This window comes from Paucibacter sp. DJ2R-2 (genome assembly GCF_025717675.1).
Taxonomy (GTDB): domain Bacteria; phylum Pseudomonadota; class Gammaproteobacteria; order Burkholderiales; family Burkholderiaceae_C; genus Paucibacter_A.
Genome location: NZ_JAJIRT010000001.1, coordinates 858,926 through 879,293, shown reverse-complemented (window position 1 = coordinate 879,293; position 20,368 = coordinate 858,926). Strand labels below are relative to the sequence as shown.

Genomic DNA, 20,368 nt, shown 5'->3' with positions numbered 1-20,368 from the left:
GCACTGCCCTTCAGCCGAGCTGGTCCAGCATGGTGTCGGCGTCGCTGTCGCTCAAGTCGGGCGCCCGCCAGGCCTGCAGCCAGGCGATGAACTGCTCATGCGGCATGGGCTTGGCAATGAAGTAACCCTGACCTTCATCGCAGCCGAGTGCGCTCAGCAGTCGCCAGGCCTTGGCCGTCTCGACGCCTTCGGCCACCACGCTGAGGCCCAGGTTGTGGGCCAGCTCGACGGTTGAGCGCACGATCTTGGCGTCACCCAGATCGGTCTCCATGGCCATGACGAAGCTCTTGTCGATCTTCAGCTCATGCACCGGCAGGCGCTTCAGGTAGGCCAGCGAGGAGTAGCCGGTGCCGAAGTCATCGATGGACAGCTTGAAGCCGCGGGCGTGCAACTGCTCCAGGGTGTGCAGAGCGCGCTGCGGGTCGTCCATGATGGCGCTCTCGGTGATCTCCAGGCACAGGGCGTCGCTGCGCGCGCCATGGGCGTCGAGCAAGGTCTGGATCTTGGCGGGCAGGTCCTGGTCGAGCAGGTCGCGGGTCGACAGGTTGACGCTGATGCGCAAGGCCAGGCCTTGTGCATGCGCTTGCGCCCAGGCGGCGGCAGAGGCCTCGATGACCCAGCGCGTCAGCGTGCGGATGAAGCCGGTCTGCTCGGCGAAGGGGATGAAGAGCATGGGCGGCACCAGGCCGCGCTGCGGGTGCTGCCAGCGCACCAGGGCTTCGGCGCTGATGATGCGGCCGCTTTGCAGGTCGACCTTGGGCTGCAGGAAGAGGCGCAGCTCGCCGGCCTCCACGGCGTGGCGCAGCTCACTCAGCAGGGACAGCGATTCCTGGCTGCCGGCGTCCAGGCTGGCGCTGTAGAGCACGCTGCCGCTTTGCCGCTTCTTGGCCTCGAACATGGCCAGGGAGGCGCGGCTCAGCAGCAGCTTGGCGTCTTGACCATGGGCGGGCGAGAGCGCCATGCCGATGCCGGCGCTCAGGTCCACAGTCTGGTCCTTGAGGCGCAGGGGGCGCTCGAAATCGCGGTGGATGGCGTCGGCCAGGGCCAGGGCCGAAGTCTCGTCGGCGTCACTGAGCAGCACGGCAAACTCGTCGCCACTCAAGCGGGCCAGGATGTCCTCGGTCGAGGGCAGCAGCTCCTGCAGGCGCAGGGCCACCTTGTGCAGCAGCAGGTCGCCGAAGTCATGGCCTTGCACGTCGTTGACATGCTTGAAACGGTCCAGGCCCAGGGTCAGCACCGCACAGGGCTGCTCGGCATGGCCGCTGAGCCAGCGCTCCAGCTGCTGCACAAAGCCGGCGCGGTTGGGCAGGCCGGTCAGCTGATCCTTGAAGGCGAGTTCATTGAGACTGGCGTCGCGCTCCTGGATGCCTTGGCGCATGGCTTCGAAGGCACGTGCCAGATCGCCTACTTCGTCGGCGTTGCCGTCTTGCGCCACCGGCGTGTCGTAGTCACCGGCGCCCAGGCGCTCGGCCGAGTCGGCCAGGGTCTTGATGGGCCGGCTGATGCGGCGCGCCGTCAGCACGCTGCCCAGGGCAAAGACCAGGATGCCCAGCACGGTCAGCGAGCCTTGGGTCTGGCGCAGGGTGCGGTAGGACTCAAAGGCTTGATCGAAGGAGCGCAGCAACAGCACCGACAGTTGCTGCTCGCCCGAGTGCAGCAGCGGTACATAGAGCCCGCGCATTTCTTCCTCGCCCAGCTGCAGGGTAAAGGCCGGCGTGCCGACCTGCACCTGGCCAGCCACGGCGGCAGCGGTGTTCTGGTCCAGCACGCTGCCCAGCGGTGTCCAGGCTTGTTGGCCCTGGCGTAGCAGGAAGGTGCTGCTCAGGCCGGACAGGGTCTGCAGTTCGTGCAGCGGCTCGGCCTGCAGGTCCACGGCCATCAGCAGCCAACCGCCCAGGCCGGCCGCCTTCACCGGCACGAAGACCAGTTGATAGGCCCGCCCACCGACCAAAACCAGGCTGGCGCGGCCGCTAGCGATATTGCCGGCGTCTTCGTCCTCCTTGGCCTGAATCAGCGCCGGCAGCAGGGCGGCAAAGGCCTCTGCCTGGGGCCGGGTGGCGGTGACGAGGTGGAAATCGGCCGCCACGTAGGCGATCACGCTGGCGTCGACCAGGTGCTTGTTCTTGGAGTCGAGGGCGCTGAACAAAGTCTCGGCAAATTCGGTCGGCGCCATGCCGGAAGCCTCGGCCAGCACGCTGCGAATGCCGTGGTTGTTCTCCAGCTGGCGCAGCACGGCCACTTGCTGCAGAGCGCCCTGGGCGAGCAGGTGCGCGAGCATGCGCTGGCCGGTCTTCAACTCGGCCTCCACCGCCACCTCGGTGCTGCGGCGGATATTGGCGTAGGTGATCAGCCAGCTGGTCAGCTGCACCAGCACCAGCAAGGCCAGAAAGAGCGCAACGATGCGGCCCTCGAGCCGACGCAGATTGAGAAAGGCGGGTCGTTTCATGATGAGGGTTCAGCGCAGCGGCAACTGCACCGGCGCCGGCTCGCTGCCGGCCACCAGGCGCAGGGCGAAGCTGCTCAGCAGCGGACTGCCCAGCCTGGGGTGCCAGGCCTTGAGCACATGCTCGCCGGCCGGCAGCTCCAGGCGCAGCAGGCCTTGGGCGTCGGACTTGGCGAAATGCGGCGTGTCGACCACGATGATGTGGGCGCTCATATCGTCGTGGATATTGCAGCCCAAGGCGGCCACGCCGGCTTTGTCGAACAGCACCGGCGCGGTCGGGGTGCCGGTGTAGAGCTTGAGGTCGAACTTCTTGGTCGCGGAGAAGGAGTAGACATGGTGACGCACCGTGTCGAAGTTCGGGAAGTTGACGGCTGTTCCGGTCTGCACGATCAGGATCGGGGGTGAGAACTGTCGCGAGCGTTGCTCCATCTGGGCCAGGGTGCCTGCGGGCGCCTGACCCGTCTGCCCTTTCACTTCGACGGCGATCACCGCATCGGCCAGGGGCTGGCCGGCTGCGTTCTGCACCCGGAGGGTCCAGCTCGCAGCCTGGGCCGCTGTGGCGCACAACAGGGCGCTCAGGGCCGAAAGAATGAGGGAGAGGGGCCGAGCGGCCGGACTGAAGCGTGGGTTCATCGGGGGCGGTCCTGGGTGTTGCCGGGCGCGGCGGTCGGAGCGGCGTGGCTGACGATGTCACGCTTCATCGGCGCCAGCAGGCGCAGCAATTCGTTCTTGGCGCCGGCCGAAACGCCGGCACGGTCCAGCTCTTCACGCAGGATTTGCACCAGCACATCGAATTCTGAGGCTTGGATGCGCGCGTCCTGGTGCGAGCGGGCCATGGTTTCGCCTTCGTAGACGCAGCCTCCGCCGCTGAGCGCGCAGAGCTGCTGGGCCAGGCTGGTCTTGATGGTGGCCAGCTTGATGCCGGCAAAGCTGCGCCGAGTGCGCGGGTCGCTGGCGCTGCGCTCCAGGGTGCGGTCCACCACGGTGGCGATGCCGGCCGTGCCGCCCAGGCGCTCGAACAAGCTGCTGCTGGGGGCCATGGGCGCACAGGCTGTGAGCCCCGCGGCACTCAGGGCGAGGAGAAAAACTCCACGCAACAGCCTTGTTTTCATGCGTCCGGGTTTCTCGATTGGGTCTACAAGCAGAACTCACTGCGTCGGCGCAGGGCCGAGCCTGCGATCTCGCGGCTCAAAGACTGTATCGGCTCCCGCCCGGCCCGACTTGAAACATTGCAGGCCTGCTCATGAAGAAAAAATCACCCTCCATTTGGATCGCGCATCTGGCGCTGTTTTTGGTCGGCACCGCGGCGGCCCACCCGGTCTGCGCGGGCAGTCGCCTGCCGGCCACGTCCGGCGTCAGCCAGGTCGAAGGCGCGGCCGGTGGTGGCCTCAGCCCCTGGGCCTTGATCGCCGGTGGCGGCAGCCGCGACGAGATCGGCGCCTCCGCCTTCGCCACCCGGGTGCAGACCCGCGGCGGCTATGTGCTGGAGGCGGCGGGAGCGGCCCTGGGTCTGTACGACACGGTGGAGCTGTCGGCCGCGCGTTGGCGCTTTGGCCTCTCGGACACGGTGCCGGGGCAGAGCCTGAGGCTGGAGGTGTTCGGCCTCAAATGGCGGGTGTTCGGCGACGCCGTCTACGACGCCGACCGCCCCTGGCCCCAGATCGCGCTGGGCCTGCAGCACAAGCGCAACCGCGGCCTGGCCGTGCCCGAGCTGCTGGGCGCCCGACGCGGCAGCGATACCGAGCCCTATGTCTCGGCCACCAAGCTCTGGCTGGGCGGCGCCGGCGGCTACAACCTCCTGGGCAATCTGACCCTGCGCGGCACGCGGGCCAACCAGATGGGCCTGCTCGGTTTTGGCGGCGATCGTGGCGACCGCCTGCGCCTGCAGCCCGAGGTCTCCTTGGCCGTGCTGCCGCATGATGCGCTGGCCCTGGGTGTGGAGTGGCGGGCCAAGCCCAGCCTGCTCAGCGCGGCGCCTGAAACGCGCGCCCTCGATGTCTTCCTGGCCTGGTGGCCCTATCCGGGCCTGAGCTTGACGCTGGCTTACCTGGACCTGGGCCAGATCGCCAACAAGACGGCGCAGCGTAGCAGCTACCTGTCGCTGCAGGCGCAGTTCTGAAACTTCGTAGGCCGCTCAGCCCCGCAAGGCCAGGCGCGGCGTGCGTGTGGCCGTGGTCTCCACCAGCATCAGGGCCAGGCGGCGCAGGCCGGCCCAGGGCTCCAGCGGCCAGTCGGGGTGGCGCAGGCCTTTGACCAGGCCGTCGCAAATTTGCGCGGCGGCCACCAGGCGGCTCAGATCGCTGCTGTGCAGGCCCGGCACGATGCGCTCGAACAAGCGCTCCTTGGGCCCCCAGACGCGTGCTTCACGCATGGCCATGGGCAGGGGCTTGCCGGCATCGACGGCGTCGCGCACGCGCTTGAGTGCGCGGATGTCCTCGGCCAGGCTCCAGTGCACCAGCACGGCAGCCTCGCCCTCGGCCTCCAGGCCTTCCAGCATGCGCAGCACGCGGGCGACCTGGCCGCCCAGCACGGCTTCGCTGAGCTTGAACACGTCGTAGCGTGCGACATTGAGCACGGCTGCCTCGATCTGCTCGAAACTGAGCAGACCCGGCGGATGCAGCAGGGCGAGTTTCTGCAATTCCTGGTGGGCGGCGAGCAGATTGCCCTCGACCCGGTCGGAAAAAAAGGCCAGGGTGCGCTGACCGGCCTCGCCGTCTTCGACGCGCTGGCCTTGCTGGACCAGACGCTGGGCGATCCATTGCGGCAGGGCGCGGCGCTCGATCGGGTCCACGCGCACGCAGACGCCGGCACCGTCCAGGGCCTGGAACCAGGCGCTGTTCATCTGCGTCTTGTCCAGCTTGGGCAGGGTGACCAGGGTCACCACATCCTCGGGCAGCTGGGCGCAGTAACGCTGCAGCGCCTCGGAGCCGTCCTTGCCCGGCTTGCCGTTGGGGATGCGAATCTCAATCAGCTGGCGCTCGGCAAACAGGCTCATGGCCTGCGCCGCACCGAGCACTGGGCCCCAGTCGAAATAGGCGCCCGCGACGGTGAAGACCTTGCGCTCGCCATAGCCTTGGGCCCGCGCCGCGGCGCGGATGGCGTCGGCCGCCTCCTGGGCGAGCAGGGGCTCGTCACCGTAGACGGTGTAGATGGGCCGCAGCGCTTTCGCGAGCTGGGGCTTGAGGGCGTCGGAGCGCAGCTGCATGTCTAAAGAGACGGTGTCAGGCAGGCAGGCGCACGGCCGAGAGGCGGCGCATGATCTGCGCCACCGCGTCGGACTGCATGGCCCGGTAGAGCTGGGCTTCTTCCTGCTCTTTGGCCAGGGCCGTGCTCTCGGTGTAGTTCATTTCGCGCGTCATGCGCAGCTCGGTGCGTGGCAGCAGCAGCTCACCCGAGGGCGTGCGCAGCAGGTAGTCGAAGTTGACGCGCAACTGCCACTCCCGCACTTGGCCGGCGCTGGTGGACACCACCACCGAGCGCTCGCGCACATCGCGCAACGCCTCCAGCACGAGCTCGGCGCGGTTGGCGTCCTCCACCAGCAGCAGCGCGGTGCGCGAGAGCTGGCGTTTCAGATCGACCGCCAGCGGCGAGCCCGGCTTGAAGCCGCTCAGCGCCAGGCTGCGGAACAGAAACTCCGGCTCGCGGCGCAGCTCGAAGCCGCAGCCCGCCAGCGGGGCGGCGGCGAGCAGAAGCAGGTGGCGGCGCTGCAGCAGGGTGCTCATCGTCAGACGACCAGATTGACCAGGCGGCCCGGCACGATGATGACCTTCTTGGGCGCCTTGCCTTCGCTGAACTTGGCGAAGTCTTCGCTGGCCAGGGCCAGGGCCTCGATGGCCGCCTTGTCGGCCGCGGCGGGCACCTTGATGGCGCCGCGCAGCTTGCCGTTGACTTGCAGCATCAGCTCGATCTCGTCCTGCACCAGGGCGGCCTCGTCCACACTCGGCCAGGGCGCGTCGAGCAGGTCACCCAGCTCGGCGGCATAGCCCAGGTCTTGCCAGAGGGCGTGGGTCAGGTGCGGGCAGGCGGGGTAGAGCACGCGCAGCAGCACCGAGAAGCCTTCACGCACGGCCGCGTCCTGGCCTTGGGCCTTGAAGCCTTCCAGTGCATTCAACATCTTCATGGCGCCCGACACCACGGTGTTGTACTGCATGCGCTCGTAGTCGTAGCTGATCTGCTTGAGCACCAGATGCAAATCGCGGCGCAGGGACTTGCCTTCACCGTTCAGGGCCGCGTAGTCGCGGCCGCCGTTCTGAATGGCAGCTTCGTTCTTGGCGCCAAAGCCCCAGACGCGCTTGAGGAAGCGGTGCGCGCCTTCAACGCCGGCGTCGTTCCACTCCAGGGTCTGCTCCGGCGGCGAAGCGAACATCACGAACAGGCGGGCCGTGTCGGCACCGTACTGGTTGATCAGCTCTTGCGGGTCCACGCCATTGTTCTTGGACTTGGACATGGTCGTCATCTCGTACTCGAGCGGCGTGCCGTCGGCCTTTAGCGTGCCGCCGATGACCTGGCCATGCTCGTTGGTCTGGACCTTGACCTCGTGCTCCCAGTAGTAGTTCTTGCCGGCGTCCGCAGGCTTGTGCGAGAACGCACCCTTGAGCACCATGCCCTGGGTCAGCAGGTTCTTGAAGGGCTCGTCGAAGCTGATCAGCTTCAGGTCGCGCATCACCTTGGTCCAGAAGCGCGCGTAGAGCAGGTGCAGAATCGCGTGCTCGATGCCACCGATGTACTGGTCCATGGGCATCCAGTACTGGCTGCCTTCGCCGACCATGGCCTCGCTGTTCTTGGCGTCGCAATAACGCATGAAATACCAGGACGAATCCACGAAGGTGTCCATGGTGTCGGTTTCACGCTGGGCCGGCTTGCCGCATGTCGGGCAGGCCACGTTCAGGAAACCGGCGTGCTTTTTGAGCGGGTTGCCGCTGCCATCGGGGATGCACTCTTCCGGCAGCACCACGGGCAGGTCTTGTGTTGGCACGGGCACGGCGCCGCAGTCATCGCAGTGGATGATGGGAATCGGCGTGCCCCAGTAGCGCTGGCGGCTGATGCCCCAGTCACGCAGGCGCCAGGTGGTTTTCTTTTCGCCCAGGCCGCGGGCGGCCATCAGCTCGGCGACCTTGGTCACAGCAGCCTTGTGGCCCAGACCATCCAGTTCGCCCGAAGCGATGCAGACGCCTTTTTGCTTGTCGCCGTACCAGTCGGCCCAGACCTTGTCGTTGAAGCTCTCGCCCTCGACCGCCACGACTTGCTTGATGGCCAGGCCGTATTTGTTGGCGAATTCGAAATCGCGCTCGTCATGCGCCGGCACGCCCATCACGGCGCCGTCGCCATAGCTGATCAGCACATAGTTGCCGACCCAGACCTCGACCTGCGCGCCGGTCAGCGGGTGGCTGACGAACAAGCCGGTGGGCTTGCCCTTCTTCTCCTGCGTGGCCAGTTCGGCCTCGGTCGTGCCGCCGCGCTTGCATTCTTCGATGAAGGCGGCCAGTTCGGGGTTCGACGCGGCCGCGTGCGTGGCCAGCGGGTGCTCCGGCGCCACGGCGCAGAAGGTCACGCCCATGAGGGTGTCGGCACGGGTGGTGAAGACGTAGAGCTTGCCGTCCTGGATCAGCTGACCGTCGGCGCCGGCGATCTGGTGCGGGAAGGCGAAGCGCACGCCCTCGCTCTTGCCGATCCAGTTCTCCTGCATCAGGCGCACGCGCTCGGGCCAGCCGCTCAGATAGCTCTTGTCTTCGGGGTTGGCCACGGCCGAGAGCAGCTCGTCAGCGTACTTGACGATGTTCAGGTAGTAGCCGGGGATTTCGCGCTTCTCGACCACGGCGCCCGAGCGCCAGCCCTTGCCGTCGACCACCTGCTCATTGGCCAGCACGGTCTGGTCGACCGGGTCCCAGTTCACAACCTGGGTGCGGCGCTCGGCGATGCCGGCTTCCAGCATCTTCAGGAACAGCCACTGGTTCCATTTGTAGTACTCGGGCGTGCAGGTGGCGATCTCGCGCGACCAGTCGATCGCAAGGCCCATGGCCTGCATCTGCTTTTTCATGTACGCGATGTTGTCGTAGGTCCACTGCGCAGGCGGCACCTTGTTCTTCATCGCGGCGTTTTCGGCCGGCAGGCCGAAGGCGTCCCAGCCCATGGGCATGAGCACGTTGTAGCCCTTCATGCGCAGCTGGCGCGTGAGCATGTCGTTGATCGTGTAGTTGCGCACATGGCCCATGTGCAGCTTGCCGCTGGGGTAGGGCAGCATGGAGCAGGCGTAGAACTTGGGCTTGCTCTGGTCCTCGACCACGCGGTAAGCGTCACGGGCTTGCCAGTGGGAGCGTGCGGCCTGTTCGACCTCGGAGGGGGTGTACTTTTCGTTCATGGTGGGCTCGGTGCGAAGTGCGCCGATTGTAAAAGTCGTGGGCCGGGCTGCCGCTCAGGGCTGCTTCGGTAGGGGCGTAGGCGTGAGCGTGGGCGCTGTGGCGGCGTCGGCGTCGGTGACGAAGGCCATGCGGTGCAGGCCGGCGGCCTGGCACCAGCCGATCAGCTGGGCCACCGCGCCGTAGGGCGCGGCCTGATCGGCGCGCAGCTGCACCTCCAGCTCGGGCCGGCTGGCGCCCAAAGTCTTGAGGCGTTGTTGCAAGGTGGTGGCGTCGAGCTTTTCTTCGCCCAGGTAGAGCGCGCCGTCGGGCGCCACGGCCAGGGCAATGAACTGCGGCGTGTCGCCCGGCGTGGCGGCCTCGCTTTTGGGCAGGTCCAGGCGCAGGGAGTTGCTCATCAGCGGTGCCGCGATCATGAAGATCACCAGCAGCACCAGCATGACGTCGATCAGCGGCGTCATGTTGATGTCGCCCATGGGCTTGGGGCTGTCGCGGCGTTCCAGGCGGCCGAAGCTCATTTCAGGCTCCGGCAGGGTGGGGCCGGCGGGCGCTCACGACGCTTGAGGCGCATCACTGAACATCTCGCGCAGGTCGTGCGCAAAGCCTTCCAGCTCGGCTTCGCAAGCGCCGACCTGCTTGCCGAAGACGTTGTAAGCCAGCACGGCCGGAATCGCCACGGCCAGACCGGCGGCGGTCATGATCAAGGCCTCGCCCACGGGGCCGGAGACCCGGTCCATGCTCAGATTGCCGCTGGCCGAGATGCTGACCAGGGCGTGGTAGATGCCCCAGACGGTGCCGAACAGGCCGACAAAGGGCGCGGTGCTGCCGATCGAGGCGAGCAGCACCTGGCCGAATTGCAGGCGCTGCAGCACGCCGTGCAAGGCGTCGCGCAGGCGGCGGGTCAAGCGCGAATGGGCATGGCCGGCGGCGTCCAGGGTGCCGCTGCGGGTGTCGCTGGTGGCTGCGTCCAGCAGGGGCAGGAGCAGGCCTTCGGCATCAAAGTTCTGCAGGGCGGCACGGCCCGATGCCAGGTCGGCCGCGTCCCAGAAGGCCGGCACGGCACGGGCGATGCTGCGGCGTGCGCCGCGCAGCGTCCAGCTTTTCCAGAGGATCAGCACCCAGGCGCTGACCGACATCAGCAGCATGAGCAAGGCGACGCCTCGCGTGACCGCATCGCCCTGAGCCCAGAAGCCTTCGAAATTGCTCATGATCCCTTGAGCCCCAGGACATCATTCATGTCGTAGAGGCCCGGGCCCTGGCTGGCCAGGAAGCGCGCGGCGCGCAGGCTGCCCTGAGCAAACGTGGCGCGGCTGCTGGCCTTGTGGCTGATCTCGATGCGCTCGCCGATGCCGGCGAACAGCACGGTGTGGTCACCGATGATGTCGCCGCCGCGCACGGTGGCGAAGCCGATGGTCGAGGGGTCACGCTCGCCGGTGACGCCTTCGCGGCCGTAGACGGCGCAGGCCTTGAGGTCGCGGCCCAGGGCGTGGGCCACGGCCTCGCCCATGGCCAGGGCGGTGCCGCTCGGGGCATCGACCTTGTGGCGGTGGTGGGCTTCGACGATCTCGATGTCAAAGCCTTCGTTCAGCGCGCGCGCGGCGCGGTCCAGCAAGCCCAGCACCACATTGACGCCGACACTCATATTGGGCGCCATCATCACGCCGACGCGGCCGGCCAGGGCGCCGATTTGGGCTTTCTGCTGGGCATCGAAGCCGGTGGTGCCGATCACCAGTTTGACGCCGAGCTCTGCGCAAATGGCCAGGTGGGCCAGGGTGCCCTCGGGGCGGGTGAAATCGATCAGCACATCGCTGCTCTGCAGCGCGCTGCGCACGTCATCGCTGATCAGAACGCCACTAGGCTGGCCCAGGAACGCGCTGGCGTCCTGGCCCAGCGCGGGGCTGCCCGGGCGGTCGAGGGCGGCGCTGAGCTGGCAATCGGGCGCTTGCATCACGGCTTCAATCAGCATGCGGCCCATGCGGCCGGAACTGCCGGCGATGGCGATGCGCAGAGGAGCGGCCCGGCCGGTCAAGACTTGTTCTCCAGCGGCGGGTAGGCGCGCACCGGCCCGATGGCTTCAGCGGCAGCGGCGGCCGGCTTGACCGGCACCGGCAAGGCCTTGCGCTCGGCTTCGCTGAGTTCCAGCTTGGGCGGCTCGCGGCGCTCAGCCTTGGAGCTGATGGCGGCCACGAATTCGTTTTCGCTCGGCAGATCCGCCGGTACTTCCAGCGACTTCAAGGTTTCGCCGTCGAACAGCGCCACGACCTTGCGTTGCTGGTAAATCGTGCCTTGACGCTTGATGGTGAAGACATAGTCCCAGCGCTCGGCATGGAAGGGGTCGGTCAGCAAGGGCGAGCCGAGCAGATCGCGCACCTGGGCGCGCGGCATGCCGGGCTTGACGCGCGCCACCAGCTCCTTGGTCAGCACATTGCCTTGGACGACCTCGAGCTTGTAGGGCGTGATGCGTTCCAGCACCGTCGCGCCATTCGAGGCATTGAGCATGTCCAAGGACGGCATGCTGGAGCAGGCACTCAGGGCGCTGGCAGCGCCAACGATCAGCGCCAAAAGACCGGATCGGGCTGGGATTGCAAGTGTTTTGGGGCTGCGCATGGCGTGATTCTGTGGGGGCTTGGGCTGGTCTGGGCCCGGAGCTGGCTATGATCGGCCCATTCTAGCGGCAGGCCCATGGTGGGCCGCGCCGGCCCCAGCAGTGTCATGAACCGCACCGACGAGATCAAGAACAGTGGCCTGAAAGCCACCCTGCCGCGCATCAAGATTCTGGAGATTTTCCAGAAGACGGCGCAGCGCCACATGACGGCTGAAGACGTCTACAAAGCCTTGCTGGTGGAAGACGCCGACATTGGTTTGGCCACGGTGTATCGGGTCCTCACCCAGTTCGAGCAAGCCGGGCTCTTGTCGCGCAACCATTTCGAATCCGGCAAGTCGGTGTTCGAACTCAACGAAGGCCATCACCACGACCATCTGGTCTGCCTGACCTGCGGCCGAGTGGAAGAGTTCTTCGACCCCGCGATCGAGGAACGGCAGCACGCCATTGCCCGCGAGCGGGGCTTCAAGCTGCAGGACCATTCCCTGGCTTTGTACGCGGCTTGTGTGAAGACCGACTGTCCGCACCGCGGCAGCTGACCACCTGGGCGATCAGCCCCACAGCGGCCCTCAGTCGTCGCTGTGCTGCCCTTGTTCGATCGCCCGCTGGTGGCGCTCGACAAACTCCCGGTAGGTGTCAATACCGCGCAGCTGCAGGACGGTGTTGCGCACGGCCGCCTCGACCAGCACGGCCAGGTTGCGGCCGGCATCCACGGCGATGATGGCCTTGCGCACCGGCATGCCGAGCACGTCTTCGTACAGCGGCTCGTAGGGCAGGCGCTCGAAGTCGCGCTCCATGGTTTCCTTGCGCACCAGATGCACGATCAGCTTGAGGCGCATCTTGCGGCGCACGGCCGTCTCGCCAAAGATGGCCTTGATGTCGAGCAGACCGATGCCGCGCACCTCCAGCAGATTCAGCAGCAGCTCTGGGCAACGGCCTTCAATGGCGGTTTGCGAGATGCGGAACAGGTCGACCGCGTCGTCTGCCACCAGGCCATGGCCGCGGGAAATCAGCTCCAGGCCCAGCTCGCTCTTGCCCAGGCCCGATTCGCCGGTCAGCAGCACGCCCAGGCCCAGGATGTCCATGAAGACGCCGTGGCGGGTGGTGCGGTTGGCAAACAGCTGGGCCAGGTAGGCGCGCACCACGTCGATCACATGGCCGGCCGAGTCCTTGGTCACAAAAAGCGGAATCTCGGCGCGGTCGCACATGGCCACCAGGCGGTCGGGCGGCGGCTGGTCGTCGGCGACGATGATGACCGGCGGCTCCAGCGTGACGATGCGCGAGATGCGACGGTCCAGCACCTCGCCCGAGGCCTGACTCAGGTAGGCCACCTCGCGGCGCCCGACCATTTGCACCCGGTAGGGATGGATGTAATTCAGGTAACCGACCAGGTCGGCGGAGGACTGGGCGTCGCGAACGGCGGCTTCGTCGAAGCGGCGCTCCGGATGGGCATGGCCGGCAATCCACTCCCAGCGCAGGCGTTCACGGTGTTCTTCGAAAAGCCGGTCGGCGCTGATGGAGGTGGGTTTCACTGATCGGAAGGCGGCGCGTTGAGAAAAAGGAGGGTGATTCCGGAAACTCAGGCGACCGACTTCAGCGGCTCCCAGGCCGCGATCAGACGGTGCAGGACGGCGGCATCGGGATCGGTTTTGAGTTGCTCGCGCAAGTCGCGATCCGACAGCATTTCAGCAATCTCGGAGAGTATCTCCAGATGGCGCTGCGTGGCGGCCTCGGGCACCAGCAGGAAGATCAGCAGGCTGACCGGTTCGTCGTCCGGCGCATCGAAACCGATCGGCTGCTGCACGCGCAGCACGGCGGCCAGCGGGTTCTTCAGTCCTTTGATGCGGCCATGCGGAATGGCCACGCCGTGGCCGAGGCCTGTAGAACCGAGGCGCTCACGCGCAAAAAGATTGTCCGCCACCATCGCGCGGGAGATTGCGTGATGGTTCTCAAACAGCAGGCCAGCCTGCTCGAAAACGCGTTTCTTGCTGGAGGCATCCACATTCACCAGCACGTTGTCGGCGGGAAGGATGGCGGCGAGACGGTTCATGGTGTCTAAGCGTCGCATACGGCTGGGTGGGCCTTGGGCGGGACGCTTGTCGGTGTCGAATTGGGGAATTATAGAAAGCTCACCCCCTTCTGGGGGGCCCAGGGTCTAGTGGCAGTGCACAAATACGCGCATTGCTGCGATGCAGCAACGAATGCAGACCGAAGAGTGTGCGAAGCGCGGAGTGGATCTTGGGCAAGAAAAAAGGCGACCCGAAGGTCGCCTTGCGTTTGATCGTGGCCAGAAGCCGAAATTCAGGGAGCTGGCATGTCCAGGCGCTTGGCCGAGGCGTGGTGGTGGTCTTGCAGACGGTCCTTGTGGCGCACCACCTGGCGATCCAATTTGTCCATCAGCTGATCAATGGCGGCGTAGAGATCCTCACTGGATTGCTCAACGAAGATATCGCGTCCCTTGACATGCACGGTGACCTCGGCCTTTTGCCGGCGTTCCTTTTCCTTCTGCTTTTCCACGGTGAGCAAGACATTGATGTCAACGACTTGATCGAAATGGCGGGTCACTCGGTCTAGCTTTGTGAGCACATACTCACGCAGAGACGGCGTTACTTCCAAATGGTGGCCACTGATTGTCAGATTCATAAAACGGCCTTTCACGAAAAGAAAGTCGAGAGTACTGGGATCAGGAAAAGAACGAAAAAAACGGATCGCTGGGTGCTGTCTTGGGCTCTTCTTGAGTGGATCGGCGAATTCAGTTTGCACCCGAAGTGCAGTTGTGACAAGTGCTTGACGGCCAGAACAAGGGTCATAGTCCGTTTGACTTTGAGGCTTGGCAAAGAGCGTGAAGGATTGGGCAAAAAGCAGGGCGCGCCGAGGTGATAATCCTGGAATACCAGCTACGGAGCATTTCTTGGACAGCGACCACCCTCGGTGACCGTCCACTCCCTCGCCAACTGCGCCGATGCCGCTGCCTTTGTGCCGGTTCGCGCCGCTTGTCCGGAGTGAGACGGGTCCCCAAACGCCCACACCCGGACGGCCCCTGTGCCCGTCCTGTCTGAAAAAGAACAAGAGACGGCGCACGAGCGCTGGAGGTTTTTTGCATGCTGAATGTGTTCACGCTGGACAACGGGCGCCTCAAGGGCGGCCTGTTTCAGGAAGAAATTGAATCCGCCGAAGATCTGGCCCTGTCGCGGCCGGTGTGGGTGGATCTGGAAGATCCCACCGCGGTCGAAAAGGGCTGGATTCGTGACCGCTTCGGCTTGGTGATTCCGGAAGACATCGTTGACGAAGATCTGGAAGAGTCAGCCCGTTTCTACGAGGAAGACAACGGCGAGTTGCATATTCGCTCCGACTTCTTGATCGATGACGATGAGGCGCCGCGCAATGTGCGGGTGGCCTTCATCCTCTACAACAATGTGCTGTTCTCGATCCACAACGAGGACCTGCCCGTCTTCCGCCTGCTGCGCCTGCGCGCGCGACGCATCCCGGCCTTGATCGAGGATGCCAAGGATGTGCTGCTCAAGCTCTACGACGCCGATGCCGAGTACTCCGCCGATGTGCTGGAGGGTATCTACGACAACCTCGAGAAGGTCAGTGCACGCGTCTTGAAAAAGGACGTCAACGACACCGAAGCCGGCGAAGTGCTGGCCGCGATCGCCCGCGAGGAAGACTTGAACGGCCGCATCCGCCGTAACGTCATGGATACGCGGCGCGCGCTCAGCTTCATGATGCGCAGCCGCATGCTCAGCGCCGAGCAGTTTGAGGAATCGCGTCAGATTCTGCGTGACATCGATTCGCTCGATTCGCACACCGCCTTTTTGTTCGACAAGGTCAACTTCCTGATGGACGCCACGGTCGGTTTCATCAACATCAACCAGAACAAGATCATCAAGATCTTCTCGGTGGCCAGCGTGGCCTTGCTGCCTCCGACCCTGATCGCCAGCGTCTACGGCATGAACTTCAAGTTCATGCCCGAGCTCGACTGGCAGTTCGGCTATCCCTTCGCCCTTGGCCTGATGCTGGCGTCGGTGGCGGCGCCCTTCATCTACTTCCGCCGCAAGGGCTGGTTGCGTTGATCCTGGCGCTGGTACCGATCAGTTGGCGCGCAGGCGCCGCTTGATCCAGCGCATCAGGGCGCCCAGCAAGGGCAGCTTTTCATACAGTTCCTCCGCTGTGTCCCAGTAATCGCGGTGGTAGGCGACACGGCCGTCGACGGCGAAGCGCAGATGGCTGCTGCCATGGATGCGCATGGGTTCCTTCTGAGCCTGCCTCTGGAAGACAAAGTCCCAGCTCAGAAAGCACTGATCGCCCTGAGCCAGAGCGTCCAAGACCAGAAAGCGCGGCTGCTCCAGGGTTTCGAACATATGGGCGAACACCTGTTGCACGCCGGCCAGGCTGCGGACCTCGTTGAAGGGGTCTTTGAAGAAGGCCTGCTCGGTGTAAAGCCGACCGAGGCCGGCCACATCGGCCGGCTGCAGCTGCTCGAAGAAGTCGATCACCGCCTGCACGCGCGGGTCGGAATGCCTGATGCTCATAGTCCGGTCGCGCGTCGAACGGCGCGAAAGTAAAGGCCGTGGCCCAGATGACGCAAGAGCTTCAGCCAGAGGGTGAAGCGCTTGGGGAAATGAATCTCGAACTCGCCGCGGGCCCAGCCTTTGAGGATTTCCTGCGCGGCCTGATCGGCCGTGATCAGGGCCGGCATGGCGAAATCGTTTTGAGCCGTCAGCGGTGTGGCGACAAAACCTGGGTTGATGACCGAGACACCGATCTTCTCCGGCGACAGGTCCAGATACAGCGCCTCGGCCAGATGGCTCAGCGCCGCCTTGGAGGGGCCGTAGGCCAGGGACTTGGGCAGGCCGCGATAACCCGCCACGCTGGACACCAGGCTGATATGGCCGGGCTGCCCTTGGTGGGCCTGCAGCAGCATCTGTGGCAGCAGCGCTTGCAGCAGCTTGAGCGCGCCGACGTAATTGATGTCCAGGTGGCGCATCGCTTCATCCAGCGAGAACTGCTGGGCGCGCATGGGCTGGTAGTAGCCGGCGCAATAGAGGCAGAGGTCGATGCGGCCGTGGTTGCGCACGATCTGGCGCACCGCTTGCTGCAGCGCTTGCGCATCCATCACGTCGAGCGGCAGGGGCTGTGCGCCCGGATGTTGCGCGGCGAAGTCATTGAGCAGATCGGCCTGCCGGGCCGAGACGATCACGCGCGCTCCGGCGGAGTGGAGTGAGGCCGCCACCGCCCGGCCGATGCCGCTGGACGCGCCGACCAGCCAGACCGTGAGGCCGTGCCAGTCCTGGATCTTGGGGTTCAGTGACATCGCAGGCCGGTGCTCAGAGTTTCTGGAAGGACAAGGTCACCTCGCCCAGGGCGAAGCCGAACTTGCTCATCTTCGCCTTGTTGAGCAAGGTGCGCTCGTCCACCAGGTACATCCAGTCGTCGAACTGCACCTCGTAGACCGTGCCGTCGACCGGTAGCTTGAGCGTGTAAGCCCAGCGCAGCGCATTGCCGGCGGCCTGGCCTTGGGCCTGCCCCAGCACATCGGCTGCAGTGCCGGTGTAGCGACCCTGGCCCAGGTCCTTCAGGGTCCAGACCCGGCGCTCGCGCTTGCCGTCGCTGTACTCGAAGTCTTCCTCCAGCACGCCGGTGTCGCCTTCCCAGCGGCCCACCAGCTTGACGATGAAGCGGCGTTGCACCTTGCCGGCGCGGTCGGTGAAGATGCCGTGAGCGATCAGGGGGCCGTTGAAGTAACGGCGCAGGTCCAGGGTTGGCGTCTCTTTCGCATAGTCCTCGGGTTGGGGCGCCGAGGCGCAGCCAGCGAGCAAGCTCAGCGCGCCAGTGGCGGCGCCGGCCAGCAGCAGTCGGCGACGGGTTTGGGTCGTGTTCATGGCATGTCCTCCCCTTGCGGGCGTATCCAGTTGCGGTAAAGCAGTGCCGCAGCGGCCAGCTTGAGTAGGCAGGGCAGCAGGCAGTAAGACAGAGTCAAGGCGTTGAGTGCCTGGGCGTCGCGGGCGCCGGGCGTGTAGCCCAGTACTTGCAGCAGTGGCAGAGCCAGGCCAGCGGCCAAGGCCAGATTGAGCTTGTTGGCGGCGTTCCACCAACCGAAAAAGCTGCCCTCAGCGCGTGCATGCAAACCGGCACGCTGGATCACTCCGGCCAGCATGGCGCCGGGAATGGCCAGGTCCGCGCCCAGGGCGGCCCCGCTGGCCAGGCAGACCGCCACAAAGCCGGCCTGATCGCCTGCGCCCAGCGCCGCCGCCCAGGCGAACGCCGCCACGGCCAACACCATGCCCAGACCCCAGCTGCGCGCCTGGCCCCAGCGCGCCACCAGGCGCAGCCAGAGCGGCAGAGACAAGGCTGCGGCCAGAAAGTAGCAGGCCAAGTACAGGCCTTCGGCTTGCGGCGTTTGCAGCCGGTCACGCACAAAGAACAGCAGCAGCGTGGCCGGAATCGCTGCCGCGACCCCATTGAGCAGGAACACCGCCAGCAGGCGGCGAAAGCCACGGTAGGCCCAGACCTGCACAGGGCGGGCCTGGCTCGCTCGGCCGCCTGGGCTGGCCCTGGGTGCGATGCGCAGCAAGAGCAGGCTCAGGGCGAGGCAGAGCGCCAGCACGCCTGCGGTGCCGGCCAGGCCGATCCAGGCGGGCAGCAGGCTGGCGGCGATCACGCCGGCGAGAGCCAGGCCTTCACGCCAGGCCACCACCCGGGTTTGCTGGGCCGGGCTGCCGCCCAGGCGCGCGCCCCAGGTCTGGTGCATGACGCTGAGCAGGCTGTAGCCCGCGTAGCAGACCAGCAGAAAAGCGCCGCACCACAGCAGCAAGCCCTGCGGCTCGCGCAGCGGCGGGAAGAACAGGGCGTAGAAACCGCCGCCCAGGGCCGCTGCGGCCCCGGCCATCAGTGGCAGCACGCGGCGCGGGTGCTCGTTCAGCCAGCGGTCACAGAGGCGGCCGATCCAGGGGTCGACCAAGGCATCGAGCAGGCGTGCTGCCAGCAGCAGGGCGCCCAGCCAAGCCAGCGGCATGCCGTAGTTTTGGGCATAGTGGGCCGGCAGGCTGACGTAGAGCGGCAGGGCGACAAAGGCGAGCGGGAAACCCAGGCCGCCGTAGCGCAGGCCGGCCGCGCGGCCGCGGCCCAGGCCGGCGCTCAGGGTTTCAGCCTTCGCTGCGTGGGCCACGGTGTTCGCCACGCGCCTGGTTGCTGTCGGCCGGGCGTTTCAGGAGTTGCTCGCGCATGCCGGGCTCTGAGCTTTGTGGTGCCAGCCAGATGCCGCTGAACAGGCGCGCGAATTCGCTGTCGGCGATTTGCCGGCGCGGCTGGCTGTTGATGAAGAACTGCACGCCGCGCACCGGCTCGAACAGGCCGCTGATGCGGTCGCCGGCTTTGACGTCGGGGAAGGCAGCTTCCATCTCGCCCAGCCAGCGCTGGGCCTTGTCCTCGCTGATCTCGGCTTGGCGCCGCATCTCCACCAGCGAGCGTTTGGCGATCTCGCGCCCACTCAGGCTGCGGGCGTACTCCAGTTCCAGCGCCAGGGTCTGGCGCGCCCAGTTGTCCGCGTTCACGTGCTCCGACACCCAAAGCCGGATGTCGTAGATGCGCAGGCCGAAGAAACGCATCTGCGCCTCGGCTTGCAGGCGCAGCGCCTCCGGCACTTCGGCCGGACGTTTGCGCTGGGCCTGGGCCGGCAGGACCAGCAGCCCGGGCATCGCAAGAAGCAGGTGGCGGCGCTGCATGGTCTCAGCCCTCGCGCTGCAGGGTGAACTGCATCACATCGGTGTTGTCGGCGGCGAAGGCCGCTTCGCAGTAGGCCAGGTAGAACTCCCAGAGCCGCATGAAGCGGGTGTCGAAACCCAGCTCGCGGACCGGGCCCTCCTGGCGCAAAAAGGCTTCGCGCCACTGGTGCAGGGTGCGGGCGTAGTCCTGCCCGAAGGCCAGTTCATTGACCACGCGCAGACCGGCTTTGGCCGCGTGGGCGCGGAACTGAGTCGGGCTGGGCAGCATGCCACCGGGGAAGATGTACTGCTGAATGAAATCGCTCGAGCGGGCATAACGCTCGAACAGATCGTCACGGATGGTGATGGTCTGGATGCAGGCGCGGCCGCCGGGCTTGAGCTTGGCGGCCACGGTTTGGAAGTAGCCGTCCCAGTATTCACGACCCACGGCCTCGAACATCTCGATGGACACCACGGCGTCGAAGGCCGGGTCGGTGATGTCGCGGTAGTCCTGGAATCTCAGGTCTGCACCGTCGGCGAGCCCAGCGCGGGCCAGGCGTTCCTGCGCCCAGGCCAGCTGTTCGCTGGACAGGGTCACACCGGTCAAATGGGCGCCGAAGTCGCGCACGGCGGTCTCGGCCACGGCGCCCCAGCCGCAGCCGATTTCCAGCACGCGGCTGCCGGCGCCGACCTGGCATTCCTCCAGCGCGCGCCTCATCTTGGCGGCTTGCGCTTCGGCCAGGCTGCCCTGCCTTTCGCCGCCGAACCAGGCGCTGCTGTAATTCATGCTCTCGTCCAGCCAGAGCCGGTAGAAGGCATTGCCCAGGTCGTAGTGCGCGTGGATGTTCTTGCGGCTGCCGGCGCGGCTGTTGCGGTTGAGCAGATGCTTCACCCGGTGCAGCAGGGCGCCCCACCAAGAGCCGAAGATCACTTCGTCGAGTGCTTCGCGGTTGCGAACGAAGAGTTCGAGCAAGGCGCGCAGGTCGGGCGTGCTCCAGTGGCCGGCCACAAAGCTCTCGGCAAAGCCGATGTCGCCAGAGCGCAGGGCGGCGCTGCAGACGGCCCAGTCGCGGATGCGCAGGGCCGCGCGCGGCCCTTCACTGCCGCCGAAGTGAGCGCTGCTGCCGTCGGGCAATTGCACATCGAGGCTGCCCTGGCGCAGATGTCCGAGCAGGCGGAACACGGTGCGCGCGGCGGCTGGCGCGTCGCTGGGCAGGGTGATTCTTTGCGGGAGCGTGGTTGAGTTCATCGTGAGCAAGGC

General features: G+C 66.1%; 22 protein-coding genes. 3 read left to right on the top strand and 19 right to left on the bottom strand.

All coding sequences use genetic code 11. The annotated features are described in order from the left end of the window. Positions 1-10: 10 nt before the first annotated feature. Genes LNV28_RS03830 through LNV28_RS03820 form a run of 3 tightly spaced genes read right to left on the bottom strand, consistent with a single transcriptional unit; the run spans position 11 to position 3,483 of the window. Positions 11-2,446 carry a putative bifunctional diguanylate cyclase/phosphodiesterase gene (locus tag LNV28_RS03830; protein WP_263516416.1) on the bottom strand — a complete coding sequence of 812 codons (2,436 nt, stop codon included), beginning with the start codon at positions 2,444-2,446 and terminating at the stop codon, positions 11-13. Between the two features lie 9 nt (positions 2,447-2,455). Then, positions 2,456-3,076: a methylamine utilization protein gene (locus LNV28_RS03825; protein WP_263516417.1), complete on the bottom strand. Its 621-nt coding sequence runs from the start codon at positions 3,074-3,076 to the stop codon at positions 2,456-2,458. Then, positions 3,073-3,483: a group I truncated hemoglobin gene (locus tag LNV28_RS03820; RefSeq protein ID WP_263516418.1), complete on the bottom strand. Its 411-nt coding sequence runs from the start codon at positions 3,481-3,483 to the stop codon at positions 3,073-3,075. The genes LNV28_RS03825 and LNV28_RS03820 overlap by 4 nt, the downstream gene beginning before the upstream one ends. Before the next feature lie 203 nt (positions 3,484-3,686). Here LNV28_RS03820 and LNV28_RS03815 point away from each other — a divergent pair, with 203 nt between their 5' ends. Continuing rightward, a complete protein-coding gene (locus LNV28_RS03815; protein WP_263516419.1) occupies positions 3,687-4,562 on the top strand; it encodes a DUF3034 family protein in 876 nt (291 codons plus the stop codon). 15 nt (positions 4,563-4,577) lie between these two features. Here the strand turns inward: LNV28_RS03815 and holA are convergent, their stop codons facing one another. The 7 genes from holA to LNV28_RS03780 are packed head-to-tail and all read right to left on the bottom strand — an operon-like array spanning position 4,578 to position 11,361. Next, complete coding sequence (gene holA / locus LNV28_RS03810) at positions 4,578-5,648, bottom strand: DNA polymerase III subunit delta (RefSeq protein ID WP_263516420.1); 1,071 nt, start codon at positions 5,646-5,648, stop codon at positions 4,578-4,580. 16 nt (positions 5,649-5,664) lie between these two features. Further along, positions 5,665-6,165 carry an LPS-assembly lipoprotein LptE gene (locus LNV28_RS03805; protein ID WP_263516421.1) on the bottom strand — a complete coding sequence of 167 codons (501 nt, stop codon included), beginning with the start codon at positions 6,163-6,165 and terminating at the stop codon, positions 5,665-5,667. Between the two features lie 2 nt (positions 6,166-6,167). Further along, positions 6,168-8,801 (bottom strand): leucine--tRNA ligase, encoded by a 2,634-nt coding sequence (leuS, locus tag LNV28_RS03800; protein WP_263516422.1) that lies wholly within the window; start codon positions 8,799-8,801, stop codon positions 6,168-6,170. 54 nt (positions 8,802-8,855) lie between these two features. Next, positions 8,856-9,317, bottom strand: a complete 462-nt coding sequence (locus LNV28_RS03795; RefSeq protein ID WP_263516423.1) for an ExbD/TolR family protein — start codon at positions 9,315-9,317, stop codon at positions 8,856-8,858. A 33-nt stretch (positions 9,318-9,350) separates the two neighbouring features. Continuing rightward, on the bottom strand, positions 9,351-10,007 hold the full coding sequence (locus tag LNV28_RS03790) for a MotA/TolQ/ExbB proton channel family protein (RefSeq protein ID WP_263516424.1): 657 nt from the start codon (positions 10,005-10,007) through the stop codon (positions 9,351-9,353). Then, positions 10,004-10,828 (bottom strand): 4-hydroxy-tetrahydrodipicolinate reductase, encoded by an 825-nt coding sequence (dapB, locus tag LNV28_RS03785; RefSeq protein ID WP_263516425.1) that lies wholly within the window; start codon positions 10,826-10,828, stop codon positions 10,004-10,006. Before dapB ends, LNV28_RS03790 begins: the two co-directional genes overlap by 4 nt. After that, positions 10,825-11,361 (bottom strand): outer membrane protein assembly factor BamE, encoded by a 537-nt coding sequence (locus tag LNV28_RS03780; protein WP_263568736.1) that lies wholly within the window; start codon positions 11,359-11,361, stop codon positions 10,825-10,827. Before LNV28_RS03780 ends, dapB begins: the two co-directional genes overlap by 4 nt. A 150-nt stretch (positions 11,362-11,511) precedes the next feature. On the opposite strand from LNV28_RS03780, the gene fur reads away from it, so the two are divergent. Further along, positions 11,512-11,940 (top strand): ferric iron uptake transcriptional regulator, encoded by a 429-nt coding sequence (gene fur, locus LNV28_RS03775; RefSeq protein WP_263516427.1) that lies wholly within the window; start codon positions 11,512-11,514, stop codon positions 11,938-11,940. 30 nt (positions 11,941-11,970) lie between these two features. On the opposite strand, the gene hprK is transcribed toward fur, so the two are convergent. The 3 genes from hprK to hpf all read right to left on the bottom strand — a co-directional run bounded on the left by hprK (position 11,971) and on the right by hpf (position 14,044). Further along, complete coding sequence (gene hprK / locus LNV28_RS03770; protein ID WP_263516428.1) at positions 11,971-12,933, bottom strand: HPr(Ser) kinase/phosphatase; 963 nt, start codon at positions 12,931-12,933, stop codon at positions 11,971-11,973. A 47-nt stretch (positions 12,934-12,980) separates the two neighbouring features. Beyond that, positions 12,981-13,451: a PTS IIA-like nitrogen regulatory protein PtsN gene (gene ptsN, locus LNV28_RS03765; protein WP_263516429.1), complete on the bottom strand. Its 471-nt coding sequence runs from the start codon at positions 13,449-13,451 to the stop codon at positions 12,981-12,983. 251 nt (positions 13,452-13,702) lie between these two features. Then, complete coding sequence (gene hpf, locus LNV28_RS03760; RefSeq protein ID WP_263516430.1) at positions 13,703-14,044, bottom strand: ribosome hibernation-promoting factor, HPF/YfiA family; 342 nt, start codon at positions 14,042-14,044, stop codon at positions 13,703-13,705. 458 nt (positions 14,045-14,502) lie between these two features. Between hpf and corA the strand changes: the two genes are divergently transcribed. Then, the gene (gene corA / locus LNV28_RS03755; protein ID WP_263516431.1) at positions 14,503-15,477 is read left to right on the top strand and encodes a magnesium/cobalt transporter CorA; all 975 of its coding nucleotides are present in this window, start codon (positions 14,503-14,505) and stop codon (positions 15,475-15,477) included. An 18-nt stretch (positions 15,478-15,495) separates the two neighbouring features. Here corA and LNV28_RS03750 read toward each other — a convergent pair whose 3' ends face one another. From LNV28_RS03750 to LNV28_RS03725, 6 genes are read right to left on the bottom strand one after another with little or no spacing between them, the layout of a single operon-like run. Beyond that, positions 15,496-15,936, bottom strand: coding sequence for a nuclear transport factor 2 family protein (locus LNV28_RS03750; RefSeq protein ID WP_263516432.1), 441 nt, complete (start codon positions 15,934-15,936; stop codon positions 15,496-15,498). Then, positions 15,933-16,718: an SDR family NAD(P)-dependent oxidoreductase gene (locus LNV28_RS03745; protein WP_263516433.1), complete on the bottom strand. Its 786-nt coding sequence runs from the start codon at positions 16,716-16,718 to the stop codon at positions 15,933-15,935. Before LNV28_RS03745 ends, LNV28_RS03750 begins: the two co-directional genes overlap by 4 nt. 13 nt (positions 16,719-16,731) lie before the next feature. Beyond that, positions 16,732-17,286, bottom strand: a complete 555-nt coding sequence (locus tag LNV28_RS03740) for a DUF3833 family protein (RefSeq protein ID WP_263516434.1) — start codon at positions 17,284-17,286, stop codon at positions 16,732-16,734. Beyond that, positions 17,283-18,572 (bottom strand): MFS transporter, encoded by a 1,290-nt coding sequence (locus LNV28_RS03735; protein WP_263516435.1) that lies wholly within the window; start codon positions 18,570-18,572, stop codon positions 17,283-17,285. Before LNV28_RS03735 ends, LNV28_RS03740 begins: the two co-directional genes overlap by 4 nt. Beyond that, complete coding sequence (locus LNV28_RS03730) at positions 18,550-19,128, bottom strand: chalcone isomerase family protein (RefSeq protein WP_263516436.1); 579 nt, start codon at positions 19,126-19,128, stop codon at positions 18,550-18,552. The genes LNV28_RS03735 and LNV28_RS03730 overlap by 23 nt, the downstream gene beginning before the upstream one ends. Positions 19,129-19,132: 4 nt before the next feature. Continuing rightward, the gene (locus LNV28_RS03725; RefSeq protein WP_263516437.1) at positions 19,133-20,356 is read right to left on the bottom strand and encodes an SAM-dependent methyltransferase; all 1,224 of its coding nucleotides are present in this window, start codon (positions 20,354-20,356) and stop codon (positions 19,133-19,135) included. Positions 20,357-20,368 lie beyond the last annotated feature (12 nt).

Bases quoted from the DNA above. Each gene is read 5' to 3' on its own strand.
- LNV28_RS03815 (WP_263516419.1), top strand. From the start codon at position 3,687: ATGAAGAAAAAATCACCCTCCATTTGGATCGCGCATCTGGCGCTGTTT.
- ptsN (WP_263516429.1), bottom strand. From the start codon at position 13,451: ATGAACCGTCTCGCCGCCATCCTTCCCGCCGACAACGTGCTGGTGAAT.
- LNV28_RS03825 (WP_263516417.1), bottom strand. From the start codon at position 3,076: ATGAACCCACGCTTCAGTCCGGCCGCTCGGCCCCTCTCCCTCATTCTT.
- LNV28_RS03750 (WP_263516432.1), bottom strand. From the start codon at position 15,936: ATGAGCATCAGGCATTCCGACCCGCGCGTGCAGGCGGTGATCGACTTC.
- corA (WP_263516431.1), top strand. From the start codon at position 14,503: ATGCTGAATGTGTTCACGCTGGACAACGGGCGCCTCAAGGGCGGCCTG.
- LNV28_RS03725 (WP_263516437.1), bottom strand. From the start codon at position 20,356: ATGAACTCAACCACGCTCCCGCAAAGAATCACCCTGCCCAGCGACGCG.
- LNV28_RS03805 (WP_263516421.1), bottom strand. From the start codon at position 6,165: ATGAGCACCCTGCTGCAGCGCCGCCACCTGCTTCTGCTCGCCGCCGCC.
- LNV28_RS03830 (WP_263516416.1), bottom strand. From the start codon at position 2,446: ATGAAACGACCCGCCTTTCTCAATCTGCGTCGGCTCGAGGGCCGCATC.
- LNV28_RS03730 (WP_263516436.1), bottom strand. From the start codon at position 19,128: ATGCAGCGCCGCCACCTGCTTCTTGCGATGCCCGGGCTGCTGGTCCTG.
- LNV28_RS03795 (WP_263516423.1), bottom strand. From the start codon at position 9,317: ATGAGCTTCGGCCGCCTGGAACGCCGCGACAGCCCCAAGCCCATGGGC.
- hpf (WP_263516430.1), bottom strand. From the start codon at position 14,044: ATGAATCTGACAATCAGTGGCCACCATTTGGAAGTAACGCCGTCTCTG.
- fur (WP_263516427.1), top strand. From the start codon at position 11,512: ATGAACCGCACCGACGAGATCAAGAACAGTGGCCTGAAAGCCACCCTG.
- leuS (WP_263516422.1), bottom strand. From the start codon at position 8,801: ATGAACGAAAAGTACACCCCCTCCGAGGTCGAACAGGCCGCACGCTCC.
- LNV28_RS03745 (WP_263516433.1), bottom strand. From the start codon at position 16,718: ATGTCACTGAACCCCAAGATCCAGGACTGGCACGGCCTCACGGTCTGG.
- LNV28_RS03790 (WP_263516424.1), bottom strand. From the start codon at position 10,007: ATGAGCAATTTCGAAGGCTTCTGGGCTCAGGGCGATGCGGTCACGCGA.
- LNV28_RS03740 (WP_263516434.1), bottom strand. From the start codon at position 17,286: ATGAACACGACCCAAACCCGTCGCCGACTGCTGCTGGCCGGCGCCGCC.
- holA (WP_263516420.1), bottom strand. From the start codon at position 5,648: ATGCAGCTGCGCTCCGACGCCCTCAAGCCCCAGCTCGCGAAAGCGCTG.
- LNV28_RS03820 (WP_263516418.1), bottom strand. From the start codon at position 3,483: ATGGCCCCCAGCAGCAGCTTGTTCGAGCGCCTGGGCGGCACGGCCGGC.